Below are 17,360 nucleotides of genomic sequence, written 5' to 3'. Positions count from 1 at the left end.
GGATTCTACCTATTTGCTGAGCGGGCAAAGCTTGGTTGGTTTTTTATCAAAGCGGCAATTAAAGACTTAATTTAATGCGATTTTTGGTCTAGTATGTTAGCTACTTGTAAATGTTTCGTTTCCGGGGGAAGCATGAAGCGCGCATCTATGCTGGCACTGTGTTTGGCGAGTCTTATCGCATCGGGATCTGCGATGGCGGTTGCCGATATTAAGGGGTATTACCTGGGGGCCATGGCGGGTCATTCCACGCTAGAGGCGGGAGAATTTGACGAGTCGGCCATCAGTTATGGTCTCTATGGCGGTTACTATTTCAGTAAAAACTTCGCCGTCGAGAGCACCTATGTTCGCACCGACAACTTTGTCGATGTGGGGGATGTGAAGGCCAATCAGCTGTCTATCGCGGCCAAGTTCCACCACTATTTCAATAATACTTACTCTATGTTCATCAAGGCGGGTATGGCGGCTACTAAGGTCGAGGCCGATCTGGACTATGACGGCAATGGCTGGCTGTGGGGCACTGGCTTTAACATGGCTTTCGACAATGGCATTAACGTGCGTATTGCCTATGAGATGCTCTATACCGATCTCGATGCGACCGGGCTCGATGAGCAGGTGGAAAGCGACTGGGGTAATGTCTATCTAGGCGTGCATTATCAGTTTTAGGCGCTAGATTAACGTTCGGCGTTGGCCCAACTTTAGACTCAGGTCCATTTTTAGACTCAGGTCCAATTTTAGACTCAGGTCCATTTTTAGACATTGAATGTCGATAGATAAGATGCAGCCCCAGGGCTGCATTTTTTGCGCTTTAAGTTTGCAAAACGTCATCTAAGGCGTATTTACAATGTAAAAAATCTACAATAACTCCTTCTTAAACAATTACAAAGCATCTGCTTCTCTCTCCCCTTGGCTTCTCCATATTGAAAGCTTATTGATAATCGTTATCATTTGCGTGCAATTTTTAGGGGAATTCTTAACAAATGAAACAGATGCGCTTATCAGCAGTCGCGCTAGGATGTGCCGTATCCTTATCGGTATCGGCAGAGCAACACAATACCAGTATCGAGCAACAAGCTTCGGCAGAGGTCGAACGCATTACCGTATATGGCCGGCAAAACAAGGTCGTGATGAATTCAGGTCTGGCGACTAAATCTGATATGTCACTCATGGAGACACCTGCGGCCGTAGTGGTGGTCGATGAGGAGTTGATCACGACCCAGGGGGCAACAGAGCTGCAGGAGCTGCTGCGTAACATCAGTGGTGTAACCCAGGCGGGCAACAACTATGGCATAGGCGACAATATCGTTATCCGTGGTCTGGGGGCCAATTACACCTACGATGGCATGTATGGTGGCGCCGGTCTCGGGAACACCTTTAATCCGACACGTTCATTGACCAATGTCGAGTCGGTTGAAGTGCTAAAAGGCCCTGCAACCGGCCTCTATGGTATGGGCAGCGCCGGCGGCGTGATCAACCTTATTGAGAAGAAGCCTCAGTTTAATGCCAGTCATCAATTCACTGCCGAAGTTGGCCAGTGGGACAGCTATTCACTGGGGCTCGACAGCACGGCTGCATTGACAGATAAGGCGGCCTATCGTTTGGTGGCAAAGCATGCCAGAAGCGAGGGGTATCGAGACATAGGTACCGACAGGGATGAGGCTTACGCTTCATTAAAATATCTACTGAGCGATCAGCAAGATATCATGCTCAGTGCCGCCTACATCAAAGATGCGATAGCGGTAGACTCAATCGGACATCCTATTCGTATTTACAATGCCGCGTCGGTTGGGGGTAAGCCTGCGGGTGAGGTTAGCTGGCAGGATCTTATCAACGATGCCTCTAACGCGGGATTACAGCTGAGCGATGAACAGCGCCAGCAACTGGCTGACTCGTTATCTGCCGGTGATGGCCTGACTCCCTATGCCTTCGGTGAGGCTGGGATCATTTCGCCGATGGCGAAGGACAATGAGGGTGAAGAGCTAAGGTTTAAGCTGACCCATAATATCTTTTTCGCTGACAATCTTTTCCTTAATCAGCAGTTGCAGTATCGCGATTATCAGTCGGGATTTGCCCGTCAGACAGGTGCCTATAACTATGTTTATTGGAACCGCAACGGGGTGATCAACAGCGATCCCCGAGCGCCTCTGGTGGTAGATGATCGTCTGTATCCCTTCGCCGCACGTCGCCAGGAGTATCGTCAGGTTCAGGCCGACGAGACTTCGTGGCAGTATTTTGCCGATCTGCGTTATGACTTTAGCGTCGCGGGAATAGATAACGAGCTGTTAGTTAACGCCAATTTTGAAGATCGCAATATTCGCTTCAAGCAATACTCTATCTATGACGCGGACAAGGTGATCAAGAATAAGGCCGGTGAGGTGATCTATCAGGGCCAGCTGCCCTATATTTTCGACATTCGCTCGCCTAATTGGGCGGAGGGACAGTTCGAAGATTATGACCCTCTGATGACCAGCAACTATAACAAGAAGGTGCAGGCATGGGGCGTGGGCCTGCAACATGTGGGCTACTTTGATTTTGGTATTACGACGCGAATTGGCGTCGCCTTCAATGACATCTCTCAGCGTTACGAGCATTATGGCGTCGATGCGCGCTACAGCGCCAGTCTCGCACAGCCTACGCCGGAAGCCGATACCTCAGATGATGGGATGACCTATAACTTGGGCATTACCTACATGCCAACCGATGATCTGTCGTTCTTTATCAATCACGCCAAGGGGCGCACCGCCTATAGCGTGCTGGGCAGCCTAAAGGGCGATGGTGCCGATAGAGAAGACTCGGAGTCTATCAGCAACGACATAGGGGTACGTTTTAAAGCCTTTGATGATCAGATGCTGGCCTCGATTGTGGTGTTTGAAAGTTCACGAACGAACTTGCAATACAACAACAAGGACTATGAGGCGGGGGTATCGGGCCCAGATGTGGCGCAATATTTCTATGACGGCAAGGAAGAGACCAAAGGGGTTGAGCTGGATCTCAATGCTCACCTTGGTGAGCGCTGGGCGATAAATGTCAATGGTGTCTATCAAGACGCCAGAGACAAGCAAGATCCCAACAGTACTAGCTTCGATACGCGTCAGAAAGGTGTGCCTTACGTGACGGCCAGTACCTGGGTGACCTATGATGCCGACTGGTTTAAGTTGCCGAGCCCGCTCAGTGTCAGTCTGGGCGCAAAATATGTGGATGAGCGCAGCACCCACTCCGCATCGTTTGGGATCCCAGATGGTTATGTGCCCAGTTATACCGTGATGGATGCTGCGTTGAGTTATCAGGCAGACAGTTGGACAGTGCAGCTGAATGTGAATAACCTGCTGGATGAGCACTATTATGAGAAAGCAATGTTCCTCGGCGGTATGCCTGGCGCCGAACGCAACGCTAAGCTGAGCCTCAGCTATCGTTTATAACTAGCCCTGTCACCAGCTAGATAGGTAATAAAAAACGCAGCCCAGGCTGCGTTTTTTTGTGGGTAAATCCTAGCGTAATTTACCCGGCAGATATTTGAATCTCGCCATCTGCTCGCCGTGGTGCTCAACGATTTTCGCCACCTGCTCGTCGCTCAGTACCTGACGCCACTGGTTCTTGCTGCCTTGGCGGAAGAAAGACTTGGCATTTTCATGTTTCTCCACAAAGCCGCGTTTGCTTTCCTGGGCCTTAAGCTGGGCGAAGGAGGAGTGCTTGATGGCGTTCTTGAGGCGATTGGGGTCTTTCTTCAGGCCGAGGAAAGATTCTATCTTGCGAAACACCTTCTTAGGGTCATCTAAGATATCTTCGTAGCGCAGCACCAGCTTGGCCTCTTCTGGGTTTTGAGTCCAGCTGGAGACATGCATTGACCATGAGGTGATCACCTGTGGCACGTTTTCGGGCTCGTTGGGGGTGCCTGTCATCTCTTCTGCCATGTAGGCGATGGTCTCATCTATGCTGTAACCGAAGTAGTTGGCCATAGAGACTGTGACGTCTAAGGGGTTTCGCACTATGTAGATGGAGCCCGAGGTCACCGAAGAGTTATGCAGCGGATATTCTTTATAGGTGCCCAGATAGTTATGGGTCTTCACGAAGGTGGTGCCGTGAGCCTGCATGGCGATGTCGGCTTGTACCGCGGGCCTGAGGGCGCAGATCTCATCCAGACTGAGGTCTGTCGTCTTACGGCCATCTTGCAGGCGCGCTTGAAAGCGGTGCGCTGCCGACTCGGCGGTCGAGATCTTGTGCATGGTGTTGATGTCGACCCCTTGCTCGGCGTTCTGGATATAGTTTTCAAGGAAGGCGCGAACCCAGGTGTTGCCCGATTTGGGATAGGAGGCGACCCAAAGAATATTCCCCATCAAAAAGTCCTTTCATTATTCTTGTGACTAGCTGGACGTATGCGTGTCCGGGTACAGGCATATGAAACTACCGATTTGCCGGGCAAATGGCAAGGGAGAGGCAAAACTCTCTTTTGTCTCGCCATGGTGCATGGGATATAGAATAATGGCTAGATTGGTTTCCGCCCTAAGAGTCGCTATGCTGAGCACCTAGTGGAAAAATTTTAGGCAATGGAGTCAAGCATGTTACGCCAGATCATTCATCAATCCTGTTTAGCGGGCGCCCTGGTTGCCCTCGGCACCAGCCAAAGCCTCTGGGCCCAAGACGAGGCGCTGTCGCAGTCGGTCAAGCAAGCCATGCCGGCGCTCTCCAGTCTCTATCTCGAGCTGCACCAAGCTCCCGAGCTTTCTTACCATGAGCAACAGAGTGGCGAGAGAATGGCGGCCGAGTTCGAGGCCTTAGGTATAGAGGTGACCCGGGATTTTGGTGGTCATGGCGTGGTTGGCATCTACCGTAACGGTAAGGGGCCCACTGTGATGCTCCGCGCCGATACCGATGCATTGCCGATTGTCGAGGAGACGGGCAAAGCCTACGCCTCTAAGGTCACCACGCTTGATGCCCAGGGCAATCAGGTGGGGGTGATGCACGCCTGTGGCCATGATGTGCACATGACCAATCTGGTGGGCACGGCGCAGCAGTTGATTCAGCAAAAAGATAAGTGGCAGGGCACCTTGATGCTGGTGGCTCAGCCCGCCGAAGAGGTGGGGGGCGGTGCCAAGGCGATGCTTAAACAGGGACTGTTTAGCCAGTTCCCGACACCCGATCATATTCTTGGGCTGCATGTCAGCGCCTCGGTACCTGCGGGTAAGGTGGCCATCGCCCCGGGCTATGCCCTGGCGAACGTGGATTCGGTGGATATCAGCGTGAAGGGGCGCGGCGGTCACGGCGCCTATCCCCATACTACGGTCGACCCTGTGGTCTTGGCGGCGCGCATAGTGCTTGCTTTGCAGACTATTGTCAGTCGGGAGGTCTCGCCATTATCGCCCAATGTGATCACCGTGGGCTCCATTCACGGCGGCTCGAAACACAACATCATAGGCAACGAGGTGAAGCTACAGCTGACGCTGCGCTCATACGATCCTAAGGTGCGCGAGCAGCAGATCGCCGCCATCGAGCGACTCACTAAGGGGATCGCCATTAGTGCGGGACTGAGCGAGGCCGAGTGGCCTGATGTGTATGTGCATCAGGAGGAGAGCATTCCATCGACCTACAACGACCCGGAGCAGACAGCTAAGGTCAGGGCCAGTATCGCCAAGCAGCTGGGGGATGATAATGTCTTGGAGGCATCACCTGTGATGGCGGGAGAAGATTTTGGCTTGTATGGCTTAACCCCCGCCAAAAGGCCAATCACCCTGTTCTGGTTAGGCGCTGTGCCCGCGGTAGATTATGCGGCCAGTCAGGCATCGGGCGCGAGTCTCCCCTCGCTGCATTCCAGCAAGTTTGCGCCGGATTACCCCGTCACCATCGAGGCGGGAGTGCAGGCGATGAGCCGCGCGGCCTTGGATCTGTTTAAGAAATAGCGTGTTAACGGGTCGATATTTAAGACTACTAGAAGTGTTTAAGGTAGGGCTGGCATGTGCCAGCCCTTTTTGCTGTAAGGACTTAGTTGCTAAGGAAGCGGAGTTGCTAGGACTGAGTAGTTGCTAGGGCAGAGTTGGAGTATCGAAGCCGTAGCTGGCCAGAATTTTCTGCCCCTGTGGTGACAGGATAAAGAGCGCCAGATCTGCGGCATGGGGCTGCGCATCCTGAATGACGGTCAGGCCGTAGTTGGCGCCGACACTGAGGTTTTCAGGCAGCTGCACTATCTTGAGGGGCTTGACCTCTTTCTGCGCCAGCACGGCGTTGGTGCAGTAGGTGAGGAAGATATCCGCCTGCTTGTTCTCCATCACCCAGCCGTAGGGATTACGGCCTTTAGGTGGCTTAGCACTGTCCGGGCCGCCGGTTAGCTTAAGTGCCTTAGTTTCCAGCTGCTGCTGGGCGCCGGATGAGATGGCCTCGGCGCGCTCGAACACCTTAAAGGCGTAGTCACCGGCGGGGTCTGCCTTAGGGGTAGAGGTGCCAAGACGTATCTTGCTATTGAGCATCTGGGTCAGCAGAGTATCGCTTGAGAGTTCAACCTCAGGCTGCGCAAGGGCGCAGAGCTTGTTGCGGGCAAACATCACCACATCGCCGCTGCGGGAAGCTTGGCTCAAAGTAGTAGGATGCTTCATGTTGGCCGAGGCAAAGAGATCCACCTTCTCACCGGATTCGATACGCGCTCTAAGCAGTCCAGATGGAGCAAACTGAGGGGCAACCTCGCTATGGCCCTTGGCCTGATAGGCGCCAATCACCTCTGTCATGGCGGCCTTGAGGCTGCCGGCGGCGCGAAATTCGATGGGCGCCTCATGAGCGATCACTTGAGTGCTCATGCCTGCGATGAAAAGCGTGCCTAGAAACCACTGATATTTCATGATTAAAATCCCTGTTTGTCATAGATTGGCCTATCAAACCCGAGATTTAGCCCCTGGGCAATAGACGGCTTTAGGCGGCAAGTTAACTTGCTACAGGGATCGCTGAATTAAGTGGTGGGCGAGACAAAATGTCGCGCCTTGGATTTACCAAGTTATGGATGGTGCACTTATGAACAGCCTTTATTAACCACTGCTTAGCTTTCCCTTTTTCTCAACATTTTTTAGTTTCGACATCCCTTAGCCTTAACATCCCTTAGCCTTAATATCCCTAGCCTTAACATCTCATGAGCTTTGCATTGTCTAAGTGAGCAAAATGGCGGTGGCGTTCGCATCGGCTGGGTCTCTGTAGGGCTTTCATTCCTGGATGAATTTTGTTCGGCACCAATTTGATTTATTGGATTTTCACTTCTATAAATTAGTGTTATTTCAAATATTAATGCTGAAATGAATGAGGGGATAAGGATGTTTACATTGTCGATGAAAACGCCATTTATGGCGGCTATCTTGGTAACACTCATTGCCGGTTGTGCCACAGGCAATACGCCCGAGGCGAAGAAGGAAAATGCCCGTAAGGAGACCCAGGAGGCCCTTGCGAGTATCTACGCCGAGCATCCTGCTGCTAAATCGGCCGTGGCGAGTTCGATTGCTCACGTGGTCTGTACCGGCAGCAACAGTTATCTGTTTGCGCTATCGACGGGTGGCGGCATCTGCGTGCTCAGTGAAGGCGGCAAGAACAGCTACTATCGCTTCGCGACGGGCGGCGTCGGCGCCGGGATTGGCTGGAAACAGGTGGCTTTCGTGCAAGCCTTCATGAAGCCAGACGCGCTGCAGCGATTCAAGGACTCTGGTTATGAGGGTCAGGCCCAGGCGGAAGCGAGCGCCAAGTATGAGGAGAGTGGCGATCAGATGTCGGCCAATCAATCTGCGGATCTCGATGGGGTGAAAACCTATCAGATCAACTTGATGGGGGCGGCGGCGCAGGCGACGGTGCAAGGCTATAAATACTGGCCGACAGACTTTACCGATGATTTCATCGAGAAAGATAAGTAGCGGCTATCTGGCCAAGGCAATCGCCAGTCTGACTGGCGATTGCAGGCGAGTCTGATTAACTTTCACTCTTAGTATTCAGTTTTAGCTTTAGCGCTAGCGTTAGCGTTAGCTCTAGTGTTGGCCTAGCGACAGCTATTTAACTGACTACTCGTTTCGTTTGATTCACCCATTTAGCTCATCCCGATTAGTTCATTTCGTTTAGCTCATCCATTAGCTTGTATCGACTCTGGCTAATTACCTTGGATGTACCATCCTTCTAACTATCTGCATCACTCATACACTTTAGGCTTATCTATTATTTCATCGGGTAGATTTGCTGCTGAGCTCTCACAATTGACCATCTGTTTTGCATTGTTTTAATGCCTGGATATATTACGTGGCAATAAAATATTTTATTAAAATTCAATTGTTTAAATTTATTTTGCGTATTTCGCGCAGGCGTTAATAGAGAGTTGGTATGTTTACAATTTCGACAAGAAAAACACTTTTGGCTTTTATCGGGGTAACACTTGTTGCTGGCTGCGCTACAGGCAATACGCCCGAGGCGAAGAAGGCCAATGCTCGTCAGGAGACCCAGGAGGCGTTGACAAGTATCTACGCAAAGCATCCGGGGGCTAAGCGCGCGGTGGCGAACTCGGTTGCTCACGTAGTCTGTACCGGCAGCAACAGTTATCTGTTTGCGCTATCTACGGGGGGCGGCATCTGTGTTCTGAGCGAAGGCGGAAAGAACAGCTACTATCGTTTTGCGACAGGCGGCGTTGGTGCCGGGATCGGCTGGAAACAGGTGGCCTTCGTGCAGGCCTTCATGAAGCCTGATGCGCTGAAAAGATTTAAGGACTCAGGCTATGAGGGCCAGGCTCAGGCGGAGGCCAGTGCCAAATATGAGGAGAGTGGCGATCAGGTATCGGCCAATCAGTCGGTGGATCTCGACGGCGTAAAAACCTATCAGGTTAACTTGATGGGGGCGGCGGCGCAGGCGACCGTACAAGGCTATAAGTACTGGCCGACCGACTTCAGCGAAGATTTCATGCAAAACCGGCAGTGATCTCTGCCTTGCCGAGACAATCGCCAGCGCGTCTGGCGATTGATGTTAGCCTGAGGATTCGTTAGCGCTTAGTAGAGCATCAGGCCGATCAACTGGCCGAAGAAAAATGCGGTGAGACACAAGAGTCCCAACAACGCCAGAGCTATAAGTGGTTTTAGTAATTCGGGGGTGGCATCCCATGCCTTGAGTAGTGAGTTCATCCTTGTTTCCTCATGCCAATTTACACATTCCGTTTTGCCCATCCATTAGCCTTCACCGACGCAGTTTAGTCTAGTTAGCTATCGATGCAACAGGCCAAGCTTGGATTTGGTCTTAGCTTATAGCCAGTCATAGCATAAACGCAGATTGTGACACAATAAAGTCGCAGGCACTGCCTAAGCTATTGCTCAAGCCGTTGTTCAAGCCATTATCCAGTCACTCAAGCCATTCAAGTCATTGACTGTGTGAGGCAGAAGTCATGTCAGTGGCTTGGCTTGGCGCGAAAAAGCTCTCTCTTATCCTTTCTGTCTCACCGCTGGCACGCATTCTCTCCAGTTCGTCGGCCAGGGCGTGAGCCTTACTGCCGGGCATCAACAACAGTCTTCTGTTGGCGATGGATTCGGCTTGGCTGGGATCGTAATCAGGATTGGGTGAGGCCTTAAAATAGCGACTCGCCCGTGAAAATCCCAGGTACATGTCGCGCATTGGCTCGCAACATTCTGGGTGAAGCTTGAGCTCGGGATGGGGATGGTGGGCCAGTTCAAACCTTAAGGTGGTCTCATCATAGCTGAAGAAGTCGCCCTTGCGGGCAATCAGTAGCTCAAAGGCCTGGGCGGCATCCATCTCCGGCGGACGACGGGTGATTATGCCCTTAGGAATACCATCGAGATCATAGCCCCCGGGTGAGATGAGTAGCACATAGGGGGTGCCGACCAACTCGTTAAGGGAGCTGATTTGTGCTAGGTCTTTGTGGCTGATCCCTGTGTAACGCTCATAGAGGCCATTGGCAATGAAGTAGCTGTACTGATTACGCTTTTGTGTAAAACCAAAGCCCGGATAAAAGTCCACCTTGCCCAGACGCATTTCTCTGAGTATCCGCTTCTTGGGAGCCCTGAGCACCTTGAGGGTACAACCGATCCGCTCTGCCGCCTTCTGGTACAGGGCGAGATAGAGCCCTTGGTTATTCGGCTCGGCATGTATGTAAGGCAGGCGCTCGCTGGTGCGATAGCCCATGGTGAGTTCGCAGGAGGCGGCGTTAGCGCTGAGTGTTAGGGCAAATGTAAGCGTGAGTGTAAGCGCGAGTGTATGGGCTAGTGACAAGGAGGGCCCAAGAGTGATGCGTGCGAGTCGACCTATTTGACTCTTCAGGCCAGCAGTCTGCCCAGGACTTGCCTGTAGCAACTTTGCTGCTCGCTTGGTTAATCCCATGGACTCGTCATCCCTTTTATGCATTGAATCCCTTTTTACTGCCAACTTTTATCGATTTGCGTCAAGTTGTGCCTAGTCGCGCCGAGAGTGGCTTAGGCTGAATAATAAATTTAGCTTATCTTGCAATTGGTTAGCTATTTCATTGTTGCCTTGCCACCAATTATCTTAAAAGCGGGTACGCCTCTAATCAAGGTATCGCGGGCAAAACACTGCTCGCAGTTTGGGCAATGGCAGGGCGTGTGCGTATCATCTTCTACGATGCGCTCCTTGAAGCATTTGACCAGTGCACCTTTACCCCCCTTACGGTACTTAAACAGCCGGGTCTTACACTGGGCACAGAAAATTTCGACGGTGCGACTGGGCGCTTTCTTGTTGGGGCGGGCCATGGCCGAATAGGGTAGTGGACGTTGGGGGAGAGAATGCCCTAGATCGGCTGAGAAAAAAAGCCTTCGACGGGGCGAAGGCTGGGCCAAAAGCTATTCGTACAGCGTTAAACGAACTCGGAGCCGACCCTAAAGGTGGTCATCGACTATCGAATGAGGGTGGCGTCCGATAGTCGATAGACCACACTGGCGGTTAGAAATAGTAGGCCATGCTGATATTGATGCGCTTGTCCCAATCGTTGCCGACTTCGGGCAGGCCGACATGGTCGTTGTTAGCGGTGGAGAAGGTCATGTTTTTACCCATGATGAAGTCGATATGGGTGTAAGTTGGGCCTGCCGATAGCGCGGCGCCTAATACGTTCTGCATACTGTTGTCGTAGGTCTCATCTTCAACGTCCGGCGTCATCAGGCCGAAATCGTTGTAGAACTTGATACTGCCCCAATCAGTGGCAATTGTCTTGGCGATGTTCAGGTTGTAGATCTGGCCTTTCGATGCTACTTCGTACTGCCAACTCACCACGGAGACGGCGATCTTGTTGTCATCGACCGCATCGGCGGCATTGAACTCATATTGCATTGCCTGTAGCTGAATGTTCCAGCCGTCGAATACTGTGTTGAGGTGAGCCGCAACGGCGTAGCGATCACCGTTATTGCCTGTCTTGGCGTTGTAGATCTGACCCGCTTCTAATGATGCACCTATAGTGGTGGTGCCGCCCTGATGTTCGACAGTGTACGTCTGGCGCAGGTTGATCTGATTGGTTTCTTCGTTGTTGTATTCGGTGCCATTGATGGTGCCTGTGTAGAGATCGGCGGCATAGCGTTTGTTTTCAGTTGGGCCATACTCGGCGCCTTTGTAAAAGGCCATGTCGGTATGCCAGCCGTTGCGTTCGAAGGTCGCCTTCACACCAATGTCATAATCGTCTTCGAAGCCCAGGTAGTAGGGCAGGCCGAACCAATAGCTATTTGAAATATAATCGCGGTTGCCGAAAGGTACCTGGTTGATACCCATCTGTAGTTGCCACTCTGGATTGAGATCATAGAAGGCGTAACCATACTTGATGTAGTTGGTGCCAGAGGTGAAACGATAGTCAGATTTCAATCCCCAATTACCCAGTTTGCCATCAAATCTTAGCGAGGCCATATCGAAGGTAAAGTCACCGCCTTTGTCTTTAGAACTCTCGCTATAGTCTTTATAAGCATAATTAATACGCACGGCGCCGTGAATATTAATACCATCTTCTTCTGCGGCTAAGGTATTGAAACTACTGAGCGCCATGGCGCTGGCTAAAATAGAAAGGCAAAATGTTGTTTTATTCATCATCGTATATCCAATTTAAATTTTAAACTGTGTTGCTTTATATTTGTTTATTACTTTTTGATCTTTATTGATGTAGCGCTTTATATATCTTGTGTTTTCCAAGGTGTGCAAAACCTCCTTACCTGAACTCTGCAAGAGTGGTAATAATTTATTGAATGTTTTATTTGTCATTAATTAACTATCGAAAGCGTTATTTATTAAGCTGTCTGTATTGTCCTATTCTTCATGCCGATAATACTCGTCATTCATCCAGTTAGGATGGTGCTACTCAAAGTCCACCGAGCTGGTGGTCTCCAGTGTCAGCCCCTTGGTTTCCGGCGCCATAAAGATGGAAACCAGTAGCCCAAGCAGGGAGATCGCCGCGCCAACTAGCAGGGTAGCCGAGATGCCATAGGTCGCCATAAACAGTGGTAAGCCATAGGTGGAGACGATAGTGCCTATACGGCTGAAAGACATCACGGCACCAACCGCCGAGGCGCGTATCTCTGTCGGAAACAGTTCGTTAGGATATAGCCATTGCAAGATCCCCGGGCCTCCGGAGAAGAAGGCGTAGATGGCAAATGCGGCAACAATCAGACAGATACTCGGGGTATCCACTATTCCCAGCACCGCCAGGGCGGCTGTCATGATGGCGAAGCTGCCGATGAGCAGGGGGCGACGACCTATGGAGTTAAGCCAGTACATGGCCGGAATACAGCCCGCCATGAAGAAGATGCTGATGACAATATTACCCAGGGCGGCATCTTTACCGTCGGTGAAGCCCAAGAGTTCGATGATCTCCGGGCCAAAGGTATATATGGCGAACATAGGGATCACCTGGCAGGTCCAGATAATGCCGACAAACAGGATACGTTTTAAATAAACGGCCTCGAATAACTTGCTGTATTTAGTCTGCTCTGCAGTCTCAAAATTCAGGCTGATATCTTTGCCGAAAAATTGGTGCATCACCTGTTTGCACTCTTCGATACGGCCTTTCTTCAGCAGCCACCTGGGAGATTCCGGCAGATGGAAGCGTCCGAGCAAGATAACCAGGCAGGGGATGATAGCGCTGCCAAACATCCAGCGCCATCCATCGGTGACATCGTATAGCAGATAGCCCACCATATTGGCGGCGGTCGCGCCCACGTACCACATGGCTGCGATGAAGCCCATGGTAAAGGCGCGTTGTTTCGTTGGGGAAAATTCGGCGACCATAGAGGTGGCGATAGGGTAGTCGGCGCCTATGACTATGCCAATCAAGAAACGCAATATCACCAGTTCTATGGGGGAGGAGATGAACATGGTGGCGAAGGAGAGGACGGCGATGGCAATGATATCTATCATGAACATCAGTTTGCGCCCAAAAAGATCGGCGACATAACCAAATAGCGCCGTACCGATAAACAGGCCGACCAGAGTTGCGGCTCCGACTAGTCCTATCCATTGGGCATCTAGCTCTAGGGCAGGTGTGAGTTGTTGTAGGGCTAACCCTATGATCACTAACACATAACCATCGAGGAAAGGACCCCCACTTCCCCATAACATTATTTTTTTATGAAGCGGAGTAAACTCCAAATCATCGAAACTCTTCTTTGATTTCATGCTTCTAACCACCGACTTAACTTGTTAATTTAAATCACAACTTGTCAGGTTGTGCCGGGCGTTAAAATGTACACAGGTTTAAATTTGTACATTTGATCTTTTTATAATCATCGACCCGCGCTGTTATTTTATCTGGTTTACATTTTGTAAACGGTGATGTAACCAAGTTTTTTGTTCTGTTTTAAAGTCTGTTAATTGTTAATTTATAACTTCGTGATCGGTGTAGGGCTTTGGTTATTTTTTATCGCGCGCAATAAAACTTTTATGATTAATATCGTTTCAAGTATTAATTTATTTGAATGGCCGATATCTATTTGCCATATTATTGGCGCGATAATAACGATTAAAGACTTATTTATATCCCAAACGGGTTATCCGTAGCGGTATTCGATACCGAAGGTGCCCCTTGGGTATTCCCATTTCTCTAGAATGGTCTCGCCACAGAGAAACTTACAGGTGCCGCATTCCAGGCAACCGGCGGAGTCGAAACGTATGCTGCCGTCCTGCTCCAGCTTATAGAGGCCCGCAGGGCAGGCGTTTACCAGCTTGCGATACTCCTTAATGTCCGGGTTGTCTTTTAGAATGATGTGTGGGTGTCCCTCATCGACATAGAACTTATTGACACCCAATTTCACGTCGACATTGACTGCTTCGGTCATATTGATGTGACTCCTTTATAACCATCTTTGATTAGGTTCATGAAACCCACCTCTTTGCAGTGTTTCAGCAACGTCTTGCGTAGTGGCTGCGCAGGGGTTCCGTCTATGATGAACATCTCGTGCATGATGTCGGCCACCATCTTTGGATACTGATTGAAGATGCGCGGCGTCTCCATGAAGGCGGGGAGCTGCTTGTACAGCTTCATGTCCTTCATCAGGAAGCTCTCTTCCAGCAGGCTCTGGTAGCTGCTCAGCCCCTGGGCTGAGAAGTCTTGCTGGGCGCGCGCCGCGAGTACTGCCTTGGCCGCAGCCTCTCCAGAGGCGATGGCGAGATCCATGCCGCGAACCGTGTAACCGACGTTTAGGCAGAATCCCGCAGCATCGCCGGTGATCAGCACGCCATGGTCAACCAGCTTAGGCACCATGTTGAGACCCGCCTCGGGCACTACATGGCCTGAATATTCCAGTAGCTTGCCACCTTCGATGAGAGGCTTGATGAGCGAGTGATTCTTAAAGTCTTCCAGCATCTGTGGCACGCTCTTATCCGACTCACCTATGCCATGCAGGCCACACACTATGCCTAGGGAGATGCTATTGCGGTTGGTATAGATAAAGCCGCCACCCATCAGGCCATTGGAGGGGGAGCCGGCAAATAGCCAGGCGGCGCCTTCGTCATCCTTGAGGTTAAATCTGTCTTTGATCACCGACTCGGGGAGCTCGATTAGCTCCTTGGCACCGACCGCCATAGCATCGGCGCTTACCTTAGGCTTCACCATGCCTAGCTGTTCGCCCAAAATGGGGTTGACCCCTTCGGCCAAGATCACCGCCTTGGCGGTAAGCTCATCGCCGTCGGCCTTAACACCGATAACCTTGCCATCCTGGGTGAGGATCTCGTCCACTCGGATCCCTGTGATGAACTGAGCGCCCACCTCTTCGGCCTTGCCCATGAGCCACTGGTCAAACTCGCCCCTAAGCAGGGTGTAAGACTCCTGCAGCGGGCTCTGATCGCGGCCGTTGTGGTAATCCAGGGTGACGCCGGTATCATCCGTCAAGAAGGTGACCTTCTCCTTAGTGACCTTGCGTTCTATGGGAGCCTCCTTGGCAAAGCCTGGGATGATCCTTTCCAGACTATGGGCGTAGAGGCGGCCGCCGGTCATGTTTTTGCTGCCGGCGTAGTTACCGCGCTCGATCACCAATACATCGGCGCCCTCTTTGGCCAAGACATAGGCGGCGACGCAGCCTGCGAGCCCGGCGCCAACGATGATCGCGTCAAATGCTTCTTCTGACATATCTAGTCACTCTTGTGTTGGGGGAGGGAGGCCGAGCCCTAGGCCCGGCTCTCCGCCTTGATCTGCCTAGCCTTTCATGGCCTGAATAAGGGCTGGTAGTACCTTGTTGATGTCACCTACCAGACCGTAATCCACGTATTGGAAGATCGGCGCGTTCTTATCTTTGTTGACCGCGAGTATGGTTTGAGAACCTAAGGCGCCCACCATGTGCTGGATCTGCCCTGAGATACCCAGGGCAAGGTAGATGTCGGGTTTAAGCATGACACCCGACACGCCCACGTAGCGTTCGCGCTCCATCCACTTCTCGGTCTCGGCGATAGGGCGTGAGCAGCCGAGTTCAGCTTGGATGGCTGTAGCGAGTTCGCCTGCTAGAGCCAGGTTGTCCAGGTTGCCGATGCCGCTACCGACGGCGATAACCCGCTTGGCCTTACCCAGATCGACGCTGTTGCCTTGCTTGACGCGGCGCTCGATGCAGCGAATGGCCTGTTTAGGCGCAACGAAAGCTAAGGAGACCCCTTCACCCGTTAGTGAGGTATCGGCCGCTTGTGGCTCAAAGGCACCGCTGGCCAGGGTGACCAGGGCCACGGGGGAGGTGATTCTCTCAGTACCTATGGCCAGGCCGCCATAGACCATATGTTTGGCGGTGACGCCTTCATCCAGGCTTACCTCGGTGGCATCGTTGATTAGGCCAGCCTCAAGCTGGACACTGAGTTTTGCTGCCAGTGCCTTGCAGCGCTTGGTGGCCGGAAGCAAAACGAGGGTTGGCTTGTCGCCGTCATTGATCGCTTGGCTCATGGTAGCTGCATAGTCTTCCACCATCTGAGCATCGGCCTTGTTGCCAAGGTAATAGACATGCGTGGCGCCGTAGGAGTAGGCCGTGGCGATATCGGCTTCGCTGCCGATGATAAAGGCAGAGACTTTTTCACCTAAGGCGCGACCACCGGCGATGGTCTCGGGTAGACGTGTGGCAATATCACTAAATACCCATACATTTGATAGTTTGCTCATCGTATTCCCCTCGATTAGTTCATTGCTTTACGTAGATGGTCGGCAAAGGCCGCGATTTGCGCCTCATCGTCACCTTCGACGATGATCTGTGCGCGCTCGGCCTGTTTAGGTGCGACAACACTGATGGCGTCGACCAGTTTAGGTAGCGCTTCCAGCGCCAACGCTTGGGTGTCGAGTGTGGTAACGGGCTTCTTCGCCGCCGCCAGAATCGTCTTCATCGATGGGATCTGAGGTTCATTGATGTCGGCAGAAACTGAGATCACCGCAGGTAGGTCGATCTCCAGCACTTCAACTTCATCGTCCAGGGCTCTTTCTACCGTTAGAGTGCTGTCCGTGGCCGACACAATCTTGCTGACGGCATTGATGCAACTGACGTTAAGCAGTTCACCCAATTGCATGCCCACTTGTTGGGCGAATAGATCGCCCGAGCCATCGCCACACAGGATCAGGTCAAACTCGCACTGGCGTGCTGCGCTAGCAAGAACACGTGCGGTTTGATGGGGCAGTAGTGCCCCAAATTGCTCATCGATCACTAGCGTCAGATCGTCAGGACCACGGGAGAGGATATCTTTGCGTGCCTTAGGATTATCCAGTGCTTTGCCGCCAACACTTAGGGCGGTGAGCTGACTGCCTTCAACCATAGCTTTAAGCTGTACACCGGCTTCGACGGCGTTGAGATCGAAAGGGTTAATCTTAGGGGCGGCCTTGTTGGTATCTAGCGAACCGTCACCATTTACCGATATGTCTTGTTCTTCGGGGACCAGTTTATAGCAGGTAATAATTTTCATTATATCTCCAA

Annotated in this window: 16 protein-coding genes; 5 read left to right on the top strand and 11 right to left on the bottom strand. The window is 51.8% G+C overall.

The features are described from left to right. The first annotated feature begins 132 nt into the window (after window positions 1-132). Window positions 133-663: an outer membrane beta-barrel protein gene (locus tag SHEW_RS13915; protein ID WP_011866488.1), complete on the top strand. Its 531-nt coding sequence runs from the start codon at window positions 133-135 to the stop codon at window positions 661-663. 314 nt (window positions 664-977) lie between these two features. Next, entirely contained in the window at window positions 978-3,416 is a 2,439-nt protein-coding gene (locus tag SHEW_RS13910; RefSeq protein ID WP_011866487.1) for a TonB-dependent receptor, read from the top strand. A 69-nt stretch (window positions 3,417-3,485) separates the two neighbouring features. Here SHEW_RS13910 and SHEW_RS13905 read toward each other — a convergent pair whose 3' ends face one another. Then, on the bottom strand, window positions 3,486-4,331 hold the full coding sequence (locus SHEW_RS13905; RefSeq protein ID WP_011866486.1) for a sulfotransferase domain-containing protein: 846 nt from the start codon (window positions 4,329-4,331) through the stop codon (window positions 3,486-3,488). Between the two features lie 222 nt (window positions 4,332-4,553). Between SHEW_RS13905 and SHEW_RS13900 the strand changes: the two genes are divergently transcribed. After that, window positions 4,554-5,891 (top strand): M20 metallopeptidase family protein, encoded by a 1,338-nt coding sequence (locus SHEW_RS13900; protein ID WP_011866485.1) that lies wholly within the window; start codon window positions 4,554-4,556, stop codon window positions 5,889-5,891. Window positions 5,892-6,014: 123 nt separating this feature from the next. On the opposite strand, the gene SHEW_RS13895 is transcribed toward SHEW_RS13900, so the two are convergent. Next, a complete protein-coding gene (locus SHEW_RS13895; protein WP_011866484.1) occupies window positions 6,015-6,821 on the bottom strand; it encodes a molybdate ABC transporter substrate-binding protein in 807 nt (268 codons plus the stop codon). Window positions 6,822-7,283: 462 nt separating this feature from the next. Between SHEW_RS13895 and SHEW_RS13890 the strand changes: the two genes are divergently transcribed. Further along, a complete protein-coding gene (locus tag SHEW_RS13890) occupies window positions 7,284-7,871 on the top strand; it encodes a lipid-binding SYLF domain-containing protein (protein WP_011866483.1) in 588 nt (195 codons plus the stop codon). Between the two features lie 457 nt (window positions 7,872-8,328). Further along, a complete protein-coding gene (locus tag SHEW_RS13885; protein ID WP_011866482.1) occupies window positions 8,329-8,916 on the top strand; it encodes a lipid-binding SYLF domain-containing protein in 588 nt (195 codons plus the stop codon). A gap of 68 nt (window positions 8,917-8,984) precedes the next feature. Here the strand turns inward: SHEW_RS13885 and SHEW_RS21010 are convergent, their stop codons facing one another. The 9 genes from SHEW_RS21010 to SHEW_RS13850 form a co-directional block, all read right to left on the bottom strand. Beyond that, window positions 8,985-9,116 (bottom strand): hypothetical protein, encoded by a 132-nt coding sequence (locus SHEW_RS21010; protein ID WP_263053315.1) that lies wholly within the window; start codon window positions 9,114-9,116, stop codon window positions 8,985-8,987. Window positions 9,117-9,348: 232 nt separating this feature from the next. Then, window positions 9,349-10,347, bottom strand: coding sequence for a substrate-binding periplasmic protein (locus tag SHEW_RS13880; RefSeq protein ID WP_150099968.1), 999 nt, complete (start codon window positions 10,345-10,347; stop codon window positions 9,349-9,351). A gap of 110 nt (window positions 10,348-10,457) precedes the next feature. Further along, window positions 10,458-10,709 carry a hypothetical protein gene (locus tag SHEW_RS20435; protein ID WP_011866480.1) on the bottom strand — a complete coding sequence of 84 codons (252 nt, stop codon included), beginning with the start codon at window positions 10,707-10,709 and terminating at the stop codon, window positions 10,458-10,460. Window positions 10,710-10,899: 190 nt separating this feature from the next. Beyond that, a complete protein-coding gene (locus tag SHEW_RS13875; protein WP_011866479.1) occupies window positions 10,900-12,027 on the bottom strand; it encodes a hypothetical protein in 1,128 nt (375 codons plus the stop codon). A 261-nt stretch (window positions 12,028-12,288) separates the two neighbouring features. Continuing rightward, the gene (locus SHEW_RS13870) at window positions 12,289-13,548 is read right to left on the bottom strand and encodes an MFS transporter (protein ID WP_223294719.1); all 1,260 of its coding nucleotides are present in this window, start codon (window positions 13,546-13,548) and stop codon (window positions 12,289-12,291) included. Between the two features lie 428 nt (window positions 13,549-13,976). Beyond that, complete coding sequence (locus SHEW_RS13865) at window positions 13,977-14,264, bottom strand: ferredoxin family protein (RefSeq protein ID WP_011866477.1); 288 nt, start codon at window positions 14,262-14,264, stop codon at window positions 13,977-13,979. Further along, on the bottom strand, window positions 14,261-15,553 hold the full coding sequence (fixC, locus tag SHEW_RS13860; RefSeq protein WP_011866476.1) for an FAD-dependent oxidoreductase FixC: 1,293 nt from the start codon (window positions 15,551-15,553) through the stop codon (window positions 14,261-14,263). Before fixC ends, SHEW_RS13865 begins: the two co-directional genes overlap by 4 nt. Before the next feature lie 66 nt (window positions 15,554-15,619). Next, window positions 15,620-16,561 (bottom strand): FAD-binding protein, encoded by a 942-nt coding sequence (locus SHEW_RS13855; RefSeq protein WP_011866475.1) that lies wholly within the window; start codon window positions 16,559-16,561, stop codon window positions 15,620-15,622. Between the two features lie 14 nt (window positions 16,562-16,575). Beyond that, on the bottom strand, window positions 16,576-17,349 hold the full coding sequence (locus tag SHEW_RS13850; protein WP_011866474.1) for an electron transfer flavoprotein FixA: 774 nt from the start codon (window positions 17,347-17,349) through the stop codon (window positions 16,576-16,578). Between the last annotated feature and the right edge of the window lie 11 nt (window positions 17,350-17,360).

The organism is Shewanella loihica PV-4 (assembly GCF_000016065.1).
GTDB classification, from domain to species: Bacteria; Pseudomonadota; Gammaproteobacteria; order Enterobacterales; family Shewanellaceae; genus Shewanella; species Shewanella loihica.
This window is presented reverse-complemented; position numbering and strand designations above follow the sequence as displayed.

Excerpts from the sequence above, each read along its gene's own strand:
- SHEW_RS13915 (WP_011866488.1), top strand. The coding sequence starts at position 133 with ATGAAGCGCGCATCTATGCTGGCACTGTGTTTGGCGAGTCTTATCGCA.
- SHEW_RS13910 (WP_011866487.1), top strand. The coding sequence starts at position 978 with ATGAAACAGATGCGCTTATCAGCAGTCGCGCTAGGATGTGCCGTATCC.
- SHEW_RS13905 (WP_011866486.1), bottom strand. The coding sequence starts at position 4,331 with ATGGGGAATATTCTTTGGGTCGCCTCCTATCCCAAATCGGGCAACACC.
- SHEW_RS13900 (WP_011866485.1), top strand. The coding sequence starts at position 4,554 with ATGTTACGCCAGATCATTCATCAATCCTGTTTAGCGGGCGCCCTGGTT.
- SHEW_RS13895 (WP_011866484.1), bottom strand. The coding sequence starts at position 6,821 with ATGAAATATCAGTGGTTTCTAGGCACGCTTTTCATCGCAGGCATGAGC.
- SHEW_RS13890 (WP_011866483.1), top strand. The coding sequence starts at position 7,284 with ATGTTTACATTGTCGATGAAAACGCCATTTATGGCGGCTATCTTGGTA.
- SHEW_RS13885 (WP_011866482.1), top strand. The coding sequence starts at position 8,329 with ATGTTTACAATTTCGACAAGAAAAACACTTTTGGCTTTTATCGGGGTA.
- SHEW_RS21010 (WP_263053315.1), bottom strand. The coding sequence starts at position 9,116 with ATGAACTCACTACTCAAGGCATGGGATGCCACCCCCGAATTACTAAAA.
- SHEW_RS13880 (WP_150099968.1), bottom strand. The coding sequence starts at position 10,347 with ATGCATAAAAGGGATGACGAGTCCATGGGATTAACCAAGCGAGCAGCA.
- SHEW_RS20435 (WP_011866480.1), bottom strand. The coding sequence starts at position 10,709 with ATGGCCCGCCCCAACAAGAAAGCGCCCAGTCGCACCGTCGAAATTTTC.
- SHEW_RS13875 (WP_011866479.1), bottom strand. The coding sequence starts at position 12,027 with ATGATGAATAAAACAACATTTTGCCTTTCTATTTTAGCCAGCGCCATG.
- SHEW_RS13870 (WP_223294719.1), bottom strand. The coding sequence starts at position 13,548 with ATGTTATGGGGAAGTGGGGGTCCTTTCCTCGATGGTTATGTGTTAGTG.
- SHEW_RS13865 (WP_011866477.1), bottom strand. The coding sequence starts at position 14,264 with ATGACCGAAGCAGTCAATGTCGACGTGAAATTGGGTGTCAATAAGTTC.
- fixC (WP_011866476.1), bottom strand. The coding sequence starts at position 15,553 with ATGTCAGAAGAAGCATTTGACGCGATCATCGTTGGCGCCGGGCTCGCA.
- SHEW_RS13855 (WP_011866475.1), bottom strand. The coding sequence starts at position 16,561 with ATGAGCAAACTATCAAATGTATGGGTATTTAGTGATATTGCCACACGT.
- SHEW_RS13850 (WP_011866474.1), bottom strand. The coding sequence starts at position 17,349 with ATGAAAATTATTACCTGCTATAAACTGGTCCCCGAAGAACAAGACATA.